The 13,968-nt window shown below is 35.5% G+C and carries 12 protein-coding genes and 1 CRISPR repeat array; of the genes, 2 read left to right on the top strand and 10 right to left on the bottom strand.

Annotated elements, in window-relative coordinates; all coding sequences use genetic code 11:
* Positions 1-118 precede the first annotated feature (118 nt).
* The 4 genes from BBS29_RS06320 to BBS29_RS06305 form a co-directional block, all read right to left on the bottom strand.
* Entirely contained in the window at positions 119-841 is a 723-nt protein-coding gene (locus BBS29_RS06320; RefSeq protein ID WP_068130305.1) for a 3-ketoacyl-ACP reductase, read from the bottom strand.
* 11 nt (positions 842-852) lie between these two features.
* Positions 853-2,136 (bottom strand): NCS2 family permease, encoded by a 1,284-nt coding sequence (locus tag BBS29_RS06315; RefSeq protein WP_179853839.1) that lies wholly within the window; start codon positions 2,134-2,136, stop codon positions 853-855.
* Between the two features lie 76 nt (positions 2,137-2,212).
* A complete protein-coding gene (locus BBS29_RS06310; protein WP_068130313.1) occupies positions 2,213-2,629 on the bottom strand; it encodes a universal stress protein in 417 nt (138 codons plus the stop codon).
* Complete coding sequence (locus tag BBS29_RS06305) at positions 2,622-4,091, bottom strand: SulP family inorganic anion transporter (protein WP_068130298.1); 1,470 nt, start codon at positions 4,089-4,091, stop codon at positions 2,622-2,624. Before BBS29_RS06305 ends, BBS29_RS06310 begins: the two co-directional genes overlap by 8 nt.
* Positions 4,092-4,210: 119 nt before the next feature.
* Between BBS29_RS06305 and BBS29_RS06300 the strand changes: the two genes are divergently transcribed.
* Together BBS29_RS06300 and BBS29_RS06295 are read left to right on the top strand one after the other, a co-directional pair.
* Positions 4,211-4,885, top strand: coding sequence for a hypothetical protein (locus tag BBS29_RS06300; protein WP_068130295.1), 675 nt, complete (start codon positions 4,211-4,213; stop codon positions 4,883-4,885).
* A 47-nt stretch (positions 4,886-4,932) separates the two neighbouring features.
* A complete protein-coding gene (locus BBS29_RS06295) occupies positions 4,933-6,126 on the top strand; it encodes a trans-sulfuration enzyme family protein (protein ID WP_068130292.1) in 1,194 nt (397 codons plus the stop codon).
* 123 nt (positions 6,127-6,249) lie between these two features.
* On the opposite strand, the gene BBS29_RS06290 is transcribed toward BBS29_RS06295, so the two are convergent.
* The 6 genes from BBS29_RS06290 to cas9 (BBS29_RS08440) form a co-directional block, all read right to left on the bottom strand.
* A complete protein-coding gene (locus BBS29_RS06290) occupies positions 6,250-6,600 on the bottom strand; it encodes an SdpI family protein (protein ID WP_068130289.1) in 351 nt (116 codons plus the stop codon).
* A 69-nt stretch (positions 6,601-6,669) separates the two neighbouring features.
* Positions 6,670-8,025: a CRISPR direct-repeat array (repeat unit 36 nt; unit sequence GTTTTATTGATAAGCAATTATCGAGAGTGCAAAAAC).
* Between the two features lie 15 nt (positions 8,026-8,040).
* Positions 8,041-9,093 (bottom strand): CRISPR-associated protein Csn2-St, encoded by a 1,053-nt coding sequence (csn2-St, locus tag BBS29_RS06285; RefSeq protein ID WP_068130287.1) that lies wholly within the window; start codon positions 9,091-9,093, stop codon positions 8,041-8,043.
* Complete coding sequence (gene cas2 / locus BBS29_RS06280) at positions 9,090-9,398, bottom strand: CRISPR-associated endonuclease Cas2 (RefSeq protein WP_068130309.1); 309 nt, start codon at positions 9,396-9,398, stop codon at positions 9,090-9,092. The genes csn2-St and cas2 overlap by 4 nt, the downstream gene beginning before the upstream one ends.
* A 19-nt stretch (positions 9,399-9,417) precedes the next feature.
* On the bottom strand, positions 9,418-10,329 hold the full coding sequence (cas1, locus tag BBS29_RS06275) for a type II CRISPR-associated endonuclease Cas1 (RefSeq protein WP_068130284.1): 912 nt from the start codon (positions 10,327-10,329) through the stop codon (positions 9,418-9,420).
* 182 nt (positions 10,330-10,511) lie between these two features.
* Positions 10,512-13,157 (bottom strand): type II CRISPR RNA-guided endonuclease Cas9, encoded by a 2,646-nt coding sequence (gene cas9 / locus BBS29_RS06270; protein WP_257009093.1) that lies wholly within the window; start codon positions 13,155-13,157, stop codon positions 10,512-10,514.
* Positions 13,115-13,936 (bottom strand): type II CRISPR RNA-guided endonuclease Cas9, encoded by an 822-nt coding sequence (gene cas9 / locus BBS29_RS08440; RefSeq protein ID WP_218836843.1) that lies wholly within the window; start codon positions 13,934-13,936, stop codon positions 13,115-13,117. Before cas9 (BBS29_RS08440) ends, cas9 (BBS29_RS06270) begins: the two co-directional genes overlap by 43 nt.
* Positions 13,937-13,968: the final 32 nt, after the last annotated feature.

Raw genomic sequence — 13,968 nt, 5'->3', positions numbered from 1 at the left:
CTACTTTTACCTTAAATTCAAAGCTATGCTTTTTATACTTCATACAAAAACACCCCTAAAGTTGGATTTTCATGTCCAACTTTAGGGGTGCAGCTCAAGAATAGACAGGAGTTTCAAATTATGACGGGTTGTTTGACCAAATACCCGCTTCTTTTAATACTACTCTTCGATTTAATTTTAATGCGTCAACCATAAGTTCTGCGAAGTCTTCTGGTTGAAGTACAGAGTCCTTATCGCCATCTGTAATTTTTAAGTCATTAATCGACATGTCTGTCGCGACTGTGCTCGGCGTAAACGTCATCACACGGATGTTATGCTTTCTAACTTCCATCATCAGAGATTCACTTAAACCGATCACTCCAAACTTACTTGCAGAATAAGCACTCGTTACAGCGCCACCTCTTTGACCTGCTGTTGAAGAAATGTTGATGATATCTCCCGTTTGCCTTTCGATCATTTGACCGAGTACAGCGCGCGTCGTGTAGTACACACCTTTTAAATTCACGTCGACAATGTTCGTCCACTCTTCTGGATCTAATTCTAAGAAGTTACCGAACTTAGAAATTCCAGCGTTATTAATTAAAATATCGATGTTGCCAAGTTTTTCTTGAATCTCATTCACTGCTTTTGTGATACTATCTAAATCTGAGACATCACCAGTCGCAATCGCTACATCTATATCATATTCTTTTAACTCATCTTGTACTTTTTCTAAATTTTCAACTGAACGTGCGACAAGTCCAACATTTACACCGTTTTTCGCAAGTTCTAACGCGACTGCGCGACCAATCCCGCGGCCACCACCTGTAATTAATGCGACTTTACCTTGTAGTTCTTCCATAATATCTCTCCTTATAAGAATCCGATTTGGATAATGAATAATACCGCAAACACATATATTAAAGGATGAACTTCTTTACCTCTACCTGCAACGAGTTTGAGTAACGGATATGTGATAAATCCGAGCGCGATTCCCGTTGCGATACTTGCCGTAAATGGCATCGTTAAAACGATAATAAATGTTGGGAATGCGTCATCAAAACGCGACCAATTGACTTTCGCTAATCCCGTCATCATAAAGCTACCAACGATTATAAGTGCTGGTGCTGTAATTGCAGATAACGCAGAAATAGATTCAATAATCGGTGAAAAGAATAACGTCAGCATAAATAGTACCGCTACGACTAACGTCGTCAGTCCTGTACGTCCACCGACTTGAACACCTGATGATGATTCGATATACGCACTTGACGGTGTCGAACCAAACGTTGCACCAACTGTCGTTGCGACCGCATCTGCCATTAACGCCTTTTTAGCGCCTGGTAGTTCACCGTTTTTCATCAGCCCTGCTTGTTCGGCAACACCGATCATCGTACCTGTCGTGTCGAATAGTGTCACGAGTAAAAATGCGAATACGACTGAGTATAACGATTGACTAAATACTCCGCCTAAGTCGATATCAAAAAATACTGGTGACGGAGGCGTAGATACAACACCATTATCGATGTGAAGAAGTCCAGTCACGTAACCGATAATTGCCGTTACGAGCATCCCGATAAATAGCGCCCCTTTAACGTTACGCGCGACAAGAATTAGCGTCAGTAATAAACCAACAACTGTCAGTAACGTGACAGGTGACGTAATATCACCAAACGCAACGAGCGTGCCTTCATCTGGCACGATAATCCCTGACATTTTTAAACCAAGTGAAGCAATAAATAATCCAATACCACTCGCGACCCCGACTTTTAACGGAGTTGGAATCGAGCGAATGAGTGTTTCACGAAGTGACGTAAATGTCAGAAGTAAAAATAGCACCCCTGCAAAAAACACTGTTCCGAATACCGCTTGATATGTAACGCCTTCAGTAAATACGACCGACACAAAATATGCGTTCATACCCATACCTGGCGCGATTGCGATCGGATAATTCGCCCATAACGCCATAATGAGCGTACCGACAACCGCAGAAATTACCGTCGCAATAAACACTTGGTTAAACGGTACCCCAGCTGCTGATAAAATCGCCGGGTTTACGATTACGATATACGCCATCGTAAGAAACGTAGTCAGACCCGCAATTAACTCCGTACGGACGTCTGTCCCACGTTCATGTAACTTAAAGAATTCATTCATAATTATATTCTCCCTAATGATTAAACTAACATACTAATTTTACGCTTCATTCGCTTAGACGTCTAGAGGGTCCCAACTACTTCACGATCACAACTGGTATTTTTGATTTCTTCGTGACTTGATGGCTTACGCTTCCGAGCATCATCTCTTGGAATGCGTTTAACCCTCTTGAACCGATAACGACAACGTCATAAGTACCTTCGTTTGCGATTGCTACTACTTTTCGGATCGGATTCCCCGATTCTAAACGGAGTTGATAATTTACATTGTTTGAATCATATAATTCAGTAATTGGCTGAAGCACTTTAATATGTTTCTCTTTTATATCTTTCTCGCCAGGTTCGTCTTGTAAAAAGTCGTATTTCACCGCTTCAGTTTCTAATACGCTTAACACTGTAATGACACTCTTTTCACCAGCGAATTTTAACGCTTCTTTTGCAGCGCGGAAACTATAATCCGAGCCGTCTGAAGCGAGTAGTATTGATTTATACATCATCGTGCACTCCTTTTTGTATGAGATGAGACTCTTCTATCGTAGTTCGTGTTATAAACTTATCATAACTGTTTTTAGATAAATGTGTCACGTACACTTGATTGTGTGTTTTTAGTTGATGAACAATCTGTTCAATCGCCTCTAATCCAGCGTCATCGTATATTCTTGAGTCGTCGAAATTTAAGTAAATCGTACGGTCTTTATCATTTAAGTCGATGTGGTCCATCATCGATTCAATTGACGCGTAAAAAATATTACCCGCCACTTTATACGTAACGACGTCACTTACTTCTTTTGTCACTGATACGTTCGATATTTTTCTTAAGAAAAATAACGCACTTAAAAGCACTCCGAGAATCACCCCGACCGCTAAGTTGTTCGTTAAAACGACTGCTACAACTGTAATGAGCATGACGAAAATATCGCTCTTTTCAGCGTACTTCACGTATTTAAACGTGCCCCAGTCAAATGTCTTTAACGCGACCATTACCATAATCGCTGCGAGTACAGACATCGGAATCTGAACCATAATATCGCCTAAAACGAGTATCATAAACATTAAAAAGGCACCTGCAGTAAACGTCGAAAGACGTGTTGTACCACCGTACTCAACACTTACGACTGATTGACCGATCATCGCACAACCACCCATTCCACCAAAGAATCCTGTAATAATATTTGAAACCCCTTGTCCGCGAGATTCCTTATTTTTGTTACTCATCGTACCTGTCGCATCATCGACGATTTTAGCAGTCAATAAACTCTCAACGAGTCCGACAATCGCCATAGAAATCGAATACGGTAAGACGATGAGTAGCGTTTCTAACGTATATGGTACATTCGGAATAATTAATTCTGGTAATGTACGTTTAATTTCCCCTAGGTCACCGACTGTTTTAATATCTGCACCAAAGATAATATATACACTCGTTAAAATGACAATCGCAAACAGCGGTGCTGGAATCGTCTTAACAAAACGCGGTGTAATATAAACGATCAGTAACGTGACAGTGACATATATGTATGTCGCAAACGATATGTTAAAAATATGCTCGAGTTGCGCCATAAAGATTAAAATCCCTAAAGCATTCACAAAACCAATCATGACGGAATTCGGTATAAACTTCAGTAAAGAACCGACTTTTAGCAACCCAAAAATGACTTGGATAATCCCCATCACAATCGTTGCGAAGATTAAATAATCAACACCATACTCCTTAACAAGTGGGCTCACTAAAAGCGCAATCGCACCGGCAGCTGCAGAAATCATCGCTGGTCGACCACCTAAAAACGAAATAGAAATCGCCATAACAACCGACGCATATAGCCCAACCATCGGTTCGACACCTGCAATAAAAGAAAAAGCAATCACTTCTGGAATTAACGCAAGTGAGACGACAATCCCTGCCAATATATTTTGAAGCGGCTGATTTAGCCACTCGGCTTTTATTTTTTCTACCATAGTAACCTCCAGTTTACAAACATCTATTATAATGGAAATAACAGTATAGTTGCATGTAATATCTGCTATATTATAATTTAAGAAGAAAAAACACAACGTATAATGTGAGGTGGTAATTTTTGAAAAAAGTATTATACGCATTCGCTTCACTTTCACTCATACTCGCTGCGTGTAGTAAAAAAGACGTGGTAGACACTGAGAAGCCTGAAAACGAAGTCGAACGTTCGCATCAAGAAGCGAAATCTGATACAGAAAAAGACAAAGAAGAAACTGAAACAAAAGAAGACACACCCCTAATCGCATTTGAAGACTTAACGACAGAACATCTATTAGCAATGACGATTTACGATCAACAAGTGATCGACGAATTTAACGAATACGTATTACCAACAGTAGACGAGATATTCGCTGGAGAATATTCGCGACCTCTTTACCCTGGAGGTGAAAGCGCTGACGTAACAAATAAAATACCAGAAGTCAGTATAATAAGTGTAGACGTCACTGACGTACTCGTAGATACACCAGAAGATCCACTCACATTCTACGTCGTCAACCCACCAAGCATGGGTGGAATGTCCGTATTTGCAGTAGGAGAAACATACACGTTACTCTACTCATCACTCGGAGAACTTACGTACCAAGAAGCATTAAACTATGGCCACAAATATAACATTAAAGAATTATACGAAAAACATAAAAACAACGAAAACATATTAAACCTCATGGAACGAATGAACAGCTACGAAAATATGGAAGCGTATTACGAAAAAATAGATTCTATGTATGGAGAATAAAAAATACATTTTAAAATTACTACATTCTAACTGAAGGAGTTTCAATCATGCGTTCAAACGTTAACTTTAACACGAAGATTATTCATAACTGTCAGACAGAAAAAGAAGCGGGCGCAATCGTTCAATCGATTGTTCCTGCTGTTGCATACTCATTTGACTGTACAACTGATGCTCAGCATGCGACAAAATGTGCATCTGAAATTCATTACGGTCGATACGGTAATGAGACGACTAAGCAATTAGAACAAAAAATTGCGAGTCTAGAAGAAGCAGACGATGCACTTGCAGTAAGTAGCGGCATGGCAGCAATTAGTATCGCACTACTCTCACAACTAAAATCCGGTGATCACGTACTCGTTACAAAAGACTTATACGGCGGTACGTACAGTTTCTTAACAAAAATCGCAAGCCGATATAACATCGAATACGACTATATCGACTGCACTGATACAAATACAATAGAACAACATATTAAAGACAATACAAAAGTGATTTTTATAGAAACACCATCCAACCCGACGTTAACAATATTAGACATAGAAGCAATATCACACGTTGCAAAGAAATATCACTTAAAAGTCATTATCGATAACACGTTTATGTCACCATACTTACAGCACCCACTCACACTCGGCGCAGATATCGTTGTACATAGCGCAACAAAATACTTAAACGGTCACGGCGACGTCGTTGCAGGTCTCATTTGTGGATCAAACGAAGACATCGCATTTATGCGTCAAAACATCATGGGAGAGCTCGGGCAAAACTTAAACGCGTGGGATGCGTTCTTAATCCTCCGTGGGATTAAAACATTATCCGTCCGAATGGATAGACACTGTGAAAATGCAAAAGCGGTATTCCAATACCTAAATAAACATCCACTCGTAAAAAACGTCTATTTCCCGGGTGATGAAAACCATCCACAAAAAGAAATTATAGAGAAACAAATGGCAGACAGTGGCGCAGTCGTATCCTTTGAAATCGATGGCGATTCAAAGATGGCAGAAGCACTGTTAAACCATTTAAAACTCATCATCATATCATTCAGCCTAGGTGACCCAGAAACACTCATCCAACACCCAGCATCCATGACACACTCAGCAATACCAGTGGACGAATTACATAAATTCAACCTAACAGAAAGCCTCATACGTTTGTCCGTTGGGCTTGAAGCGGCTGAAGACATTATCAACGATTTAGATCAAGCGTTTGATAAGGTGAAAGAAGAATTTTGGAAGTAAATAACATTAAAAAACTCCGTTAAAATTGGATTTAAATTCCATTTAACGGAGTTTTATATTATAAGTATTATAGTAATACTGTTTTAATTCATATGCTTGATGTAATTTGGTACATTATCTTCATTAATTAACCCCGTAAGCACTTAATTTTTTCTCTGTCAGTACAATTATCAGTATAAATCCAACAACAATATTTGCACTTTGGAAAATTATAGACCATGTAAATATGGAGTCACTTAATAGACCTATTAACGATAGAATATCGATTATGATAAAAGGTACAAATATAGTTGAAACTATAAAGAATATTTTATACATCAATTCAAAAGCTGTCTTTTGTGCGAGAACCCAATTATGATCATCAGCCAAAGCCTTCTTAGTTCTATAACCTGCAAAGTTATTTGCTTTTTTAATAGGTTCATCTTTTAGAAATTTACCGATTAGACATAAAATAATAGTTGCATTAATTAACATAATATCTTTCCCTTTCTTCAATAACTTGCGACATCAGGATTACGATCGCAAATTATCAAGTTGATAGTTGTTTACCTGATAAGCAATTATCGAGAGTGCAAAAACCACTATTTTTTATCTAAATTAAGTGAAGAAGTTTTATTGATAAGCAATTATCGAGAGTGCAAAAACAGCTATTTGTAACTAAAAGATACGGGTAGAGTTTTATTGATAAGCAATTATCGAGAGTGCAAAAACCCGATGGTGTGTATGAAGCAGAAACATTTAGTTTTATTGATAAGCAATTATCGAGAGTGCAAAAACATGTTTGTTGTAATGAAATTCCATTTGCAAGTTTTATTGATAAGCAATTATCGAGAGTGCAAAAACACTAAAATGAAAAAATTGGGAAAGCTGTGGGTTTTATTGATAAGCAATTATCGAGAGTGCAAAAACCCCTTCGATAATCGTGTCGTTTACATCACCGTTTTATTGATAAGCAATTATCGAGAGTGCAAAAACTTAGTTTTAGAAACACAAAATGAAGTACGTGTTTTATTGATAAGCAATTATCGAGAGTGCAAAAACCGACATGGATATATATGCCATTTGAAAACGGTTTTATTGATAAGCAATTATCGAGAGTGCAAAAACTTCTCCACCATCATTGATAAATAACGTTTCGTTTTATTGATAAGCAATTATCGAGAGTGCAAAAACTGTTTTTTTGTGTCAAGGTCTCGTGGTCCTGTTTTATTGATAAGCAATTATCGAGAGTGCAAAAACATTCGATAGAAACAGATTTAAGTTAAATAGGTTTTATTGATAAGCAATTATCGAGAGTGCAAAAACTGTGGCGAGAAGAACAAAGAGAAAATGGAAGTTTTATTGATAAGCAATTATCGAGAGTGCAAAAACTACACTATTCTTCAAATTTCTTAAAATAATGTTTTATTGATAAGCAATTATCGAGAGTGCAAAAACTTGGGAAATGTTGGGACGAACTTTTTTATTGTTTTATTGATAAGCAATTATCGAGAGTGCAAAAACTTCTTCAAGTTGCCCGATAGGTCTTTAGTGGTTTTATTGATAAGCAATTATCGAGAGTGCAAAAACTGGTTTCGTGTCCATATCTTCCACGAAGAAGTTTTATTGATAAGCAATTATCGAGAGTGCAAAAACCATCCTTTCTTAATTCGTTAACTCAATATTGTTTTATTGATAAGCAATTATCGAGAGTGCAAAAACTAAGCATCGAGTGAATATCATCGTGAGTAAGTTTTATTGATAAGCAATTATCGAGAGTGCAAAAACTTAATGTAGCATTTAATGTTTCATGTTCAAGTTTTATTGATAAGCAATTATCGAGAGTGCAAAAACTTATGCACAAAGAACGCTCCGAACGCTTCTGTTTTATTGATAAGCAATTATCGAGAGTGCAAAAACCTCAAATAGAGGTTTTTACATCCGAAATCCTTTGCTTTTGAGATATTTTTCTTCTAAAGTTGTAATATTTCTATTTTCAACTTCAAAATCTGAATCGTCATTCAGTATATCTCTCAATACATACAATAATACCATATCTTTATGCATTAGATAATAATATGTACGATTATAATCTCCTATAAAGTTACATACTCTAAAGAACGAATTTAAAACGTCGACTTTACTTTCCACTAATTTACATGGATAGTTTCTCTCGATGGACTGATAAAATGAATCGATATCTGGCAATTGTTGGAACCCGTTAAATGCGAGTACTATAGACTCTATATCTGTAAGATCGTAATAAGGTACAGCACGATAGTGTAATACAATTATTTTAAGTCGTCCTGTCTCTTGCGCTACATTTTCTAGTTTCTTGTAGAAATAATAAAATGCTTCGCTTCTAAAGATTGATTCTGGACTATTTAATACGATCCAGTGCATCTTACTGCTGTTTTCTACTCTTTGTTTTAGTAACGCTAGAAAACTATCTATTGTATCTTCTAGTTTTACAAAATAAGAAGGTACTTCTATCTCGTTATATATGTGATTTACGTCTATAAGATTTTTTACAATGTCATCAAAAGTTAAATCTTTAAGCGTTAGTGATATTCGATTATTATCTAATCCCATATTTTGATTTAATTTATTTTCTACATGAATTAATAGGTCGTTTACTTTATAGATTATATTATTAATCTCATAATCATCTTTATAATCACTTATTGCGTTAAATAGTAAGCTGTCCCGCTTATATTCAAATTGGTGGAGTATATCATGCAAGTTATCAATAAAAATAAAATCATTTTCATTTTTCGTTAATTTCTTATTATCGTATTCAATTTCGATGCCCACTTCGCCAAATAAGCTCACCTCTGATGGAGAGTAGGTACCATATGCTGCAAACCTTTTTAATATTTTATGGAACTCTCGTTTCGCTACATGGTCTCCCCCAACGAATATTAAAGCGTTATCAATGTCGAGTTCGTATGTCTGCCCTGAATAGCTAAAAATTAAAGATCTCGTCATATAATCACCAGCCTGTTCGTCCCAACCACAACTTCTTGATGCGCTTTAGTTCCGACTAAAATCTGCATATCTTTAAATTGATTTTCAGTGACATACATTAATCTGACTTGACCTTTTTTTGGTAGCTTTGATTTAAGTATTCTCTCGTACTTCTTTAAAGAGCTTCTATTCGGTAATGAACAATAATATATTGAATACTGTAACATTACAAATCCATTTTCGATTAGATGCTTTCTAAATACACGATAATGCCTTTTCTCTTCAGGAGTTTGAACTGGCAAATCAAACATACATAATAATCTCACTTGTTCGTACCTCACTCTCTCACCTGCTCTGTATATTATTTACTTGTATATCAAGTAATAATGAATAATCTTCATTTTCCATCGCTTTTATAAAGCTCTGTACGTAATCATGAATAGCTTGCATAATAAAGAATTTTTTATTATTAATCTTTATTTCATGATTTAAAAAATCGATAATTTCTAATCGAATGTCATATGTAAGATGTTCCTCAGGTTTTTTAAGTATATTTGTAATAATTAAATAGTCGACGATTGGTCTAAATGGTTCCATTAGATCATCTGCGAGATTATATGCGTTGTATTCATTTTTATGGAACACACCAAGTTCAGGTATTAACCCGAGTGCCGATACCGAACGTGCCATTTGAGCACGTATGATGGCATAACCGTAGTCTAAACAGAAATTTACAAAACTCGTATCTCTTCTTGAGAAGCCATTACCAAATAGGGAATTGAAATAGACTTTAGCAGCATGACCCTCACGGTTAGTCGAATCACCAATCATTATATTTTCTAGATAATCAATTAATATTTGACTTCGTTCACTATTCAATTCGATATCGACGTTTTGAAGCACTTGAATTTGATTCAATATTTTTTGATAAACAATTTCTTTCCACACCAGTTGCTTATCGATTTCTTTCCATTTTGCTTGCCACATCGCTCTTTTAGCAGATCTATAATATTGACCTTTACCTAGGTACATCCCTGTTGGTAAGTATTTATCGTCGCAAATGACAAGCGCAATATGATATTTTGAAAACGCTGACAAAATTTTAGAAGTGATAACTGTCTGATTCCCCTCTAAGATCACTGTTTCGATATCAACTAATGGAATTAAATAATCTTCATTATTCTTTCTAACAGAAAGATTATCTAATCTCAAACTCAATTTTTCTCCATCCTTGATAAAAACTGTTCTAAATCCCACATTTAATACCTCCTTAAATATATATACAAAAAAACCACCCTTACGGGTGGTGAATTCGGGATAAACCCTTATTTCTGCAGATTCTCGAATAATTGCTTATCAATAAATCATTCGCTTGCTCGTCAGCAAGGTAATAATTATTACAACTATATTATTACATACTTATAACATTTTGTAAACAATTATTCTAAAATATCTTTTAAAATTTCATCTTTTACTTCAAACTTATTACCAAGGACATCTACATGGTATTTTTTTAGAACGATTCCCTTTTTTACTCCTTTAATAAATTGTCCTCCTGACGAAACGTTTCCGAAAATAGGTAACTCTTCTTTTTTATCCCACTTTGTTTTTATGATGGGTTTTATTTCGAAATAATTAATATTAGTTTCGTTTCTAGAATGATACAACCCTGATATTTTCTCCGTCTCATTCTCTATCTCTACATAATCTTTTCTATACAGACTAAACTTAAATTCCGCGTCTTCAGGGACTCTTTCATTCTTTTTGATCTCTTCATATCTTTCTCTAGGCACACCATATTCATCCTCTTTGAACTTTAGGTCGTTATATTTTATGCCCATTAAATGATATGAATCTGTGTCTTGTGAATAATATACATCAGTTCTCCACGGTGATAGTGTGAGTAATGCGACTGTATTCTTACTATCTTTAGGTGAGATGTCGATGTGATTCCCTAATTTCTTGTATTTATATTTTAAAGAACGAATGACTGGCCCGTTATTCTTTTTAGAATATTTCGTCACACCAGGCACATTATACTTTTCACAGTATTGTAAGAATGGTGACTTTGGTACTTTCTTTACTTTTCCTTGTTGATCAGTAACTTCTATAGTATCTGAGAATTCTTCCGTGATTGCTTCTAGCTTTTCAAAAGTCTTCTCGTCAATTTCCTTTACCAGCAGCGAGTCTTTATATTTTACATACTCAGAGTACCCATCTGCTGTGTAAATATCTTTGATTTTTCCTATTATATCTCTTTCTATAACTTCTCTTTTATTTTTACCTCGTCCTTTTTCTACTGTATAACTTCTAGTTGAGTATATTGTCGCGTCACTTAGCTTTCGATTCGATTTACGGTCTACTTGATGCGAGAACTTTATTTCTGGGTATATTTTTGCTGGTATTAAACTTCTAATAAATTCTGCACTCTTATCTTCTTTTTCTTGGTTAATTGTTGATTCATTACCAAACATGAGAAGATAGTTACTTCTGTCATATAGATTCTTTTTCTTATACTCACTATATGGGATAATTGTACCTGTCACAGTATCGACCATTGATGCCTTACCTTCATTATCAACGTAGTATTCGTATCTCTCAGTTTTGACAAAAGGAGTAACTGCAATAAGAGTTGCATCGATTGCATGGTGATGATGTGTTTCACGATCTTTGTCAGCTAAGTTCCATTTTTTTCTTAACGTATGGGTAAATGCACCATTTACCACTCTTGTTTTCGTTTCTGTTTTATAGAAGAAACTCTGCACTGCGTTTAATACAATTCTACTTGCGTATCTCGTGTCATTTAAGTTTCTTGCTCTAAATTTTTTGGCAATTTCTGGATCGAAGATATTACGTTCTTCTAGCAGCAATGATTGTTTATATTTTTTATATTTATTAGAAAGTACCCATGCTTTATATTCATCATATGTACGATAGTTACTGAAGTCACCAGACATAAACGCATCATACGGTGAACGCTGGCCTTTCTTTTGGTTTGCTTCACTTGTTACTAAAACTTTGTTGTTAATAGAGTCATCTAAACTCACAGATAACGGGATAATATGATCTACTTCTACACGTTCAGTTAATAAATCTTCTGGCTGAATTTGCTGACCTGTATATGCGCATAAACCATCTTGCTCATAGAAGTAGTATAGTTTACTCGCAAAACGTCTAGAGGTTCTTAATTTTTCTTCGAACTTCTCTTCAGACCACCCTGATTTCTTCAGGAAATATTCTTTACTTTTATCTTTACGATTTTTATTCACTTTTTGGATTTCTCTGATTGTTTTCTTTTGATCATCTTCGTTTTTATCTCGAGGCATTTCAATAGTTACGTAATCAATGTTTTCTTTTCCATACTTTTTAACAAGTGCGTTGAGGACACGGAATGTTTGTCTTACTGATTTACTAACTGTAGGGTTGTAAATCTCTTCAAGCACTTCGTGAATTGGTAACGTATCTCTATCAGAGTATTTAGACCTTAAGTCGAATTTCAAGCCTAATCGTTCTAATATCGTGTTTTGCTCATCTGATGTGTGCTCTAACTCTGTAATTAATCTTTGTAAATTTTCTTTAGAGAAACTATGCCAAGAATTATTAGGTTTACATTTTCTAAGGTCATTAAAGTTTTCAGCTAAAAATTCTTTTAGATGATCGTCTATTTCATTACTTAACGAAAGCTCAAATGCTTCTCTTTCAGTATTTAATGTAATGAGAGATGCGATCTCTTCAATATGATCTAAGTCAATTTCTTTAATATCGAAACCACCCGCTTCAAGTATTAACCTCATATCGTTATATTCTTTCATCGTGTGAATTTCAGGTTTGTCGTTACTATTTAATCGCCAACCTTTTATATCATCCACTTCTACTTTTAACATTTTTGCGATGTTTCTTGGTCCGAATGTTTTTGGTCTATCATTCTCAAGTAATTCTATAATTTCTTGTTTCTCTTCGAATGTTAACTTTTCTTCTTCACGTGTTGTGATTCTTAGGTTGTTTAAATCGTTCAGCAAGTTGAATTTTTGAGCACTTGGTCCTAAGTTACTCGCACGTATTTTTCCTGTAAAATCTTTACCAATAAGTTGGTCAAATATATTTTCTGCAGGTTTTCCGTTTTCTTTATAATTTGCCCAACGTCCGTATGTACTGTTTTGTGCAGCATTCCCTGCCCATCATAATATGGACGTTTTCTATATATAAGTCCCGCATCTTCACGGTAGCCATCTTTTGTAAAGAAATCTAGAAATTTATCATCGATTTCATTATGATACTTTTGTTGTGTTTCTAAAATACGCTCTAACTCGTTTGCATAACTTGCAACATCAAATACGTTTAACTGATACTTACCTTTTTGGTTAATTCCTGTTCTTACACGTCCATTTTCTTTAAGACGTTCATATTGAATTTGACCTGGTGTCTTATCATCTAATTGTCTTAAGTTTTTAGTAACTGCTTGTTTAAAAGAGTCTTTATTATCTACTGATGATGTATCTAAATCTTCTGATGATAGATACGATACTCCACGTTTTTTTATGATATGTAAGATCACTTTACGAATTTCTGGTTTACTCAACTCTTCAGTTAAACCTTTCACACGTAACGAGTAAGGGCATACATTAATAAGCGCTTTGTCATTTTCAAATCCTTTATCATCTAAGTATCTTTTTGCATCATCTAAACGCGTCTTTCTTCTACGAATTAAGCGACGTCCACCACGAGAATCTCTACGTTCTTTGTTGTTGTCACTGTTTCTCGCATCGAATATTCTAGCACCGAGTTCGATAATCCTACCGCTATTCGTTTCGATTATAGAATATCCAACACTTGCAATACCGATGTCTAAACCTATACTATACATAATTTCACCTCGTAATTTTTCATATTACTAAT

The sequence above is a fragment of the Nosocomiicoccus ampullae genome, from assembly GCF_001696685.1.
Classification (GTDB): Bacteria; Bacillota; Bacilli; order Staphylococcales; family Salinicoccaceae; genus Nosocomiicoccus; species Nosocomiicoccus ampullae_A.
The sequence above is the reverse complement of the archived record's forward strand: the minus strand, read 5'-3'. Positions and strand labels throughout refer to the sequence as shown.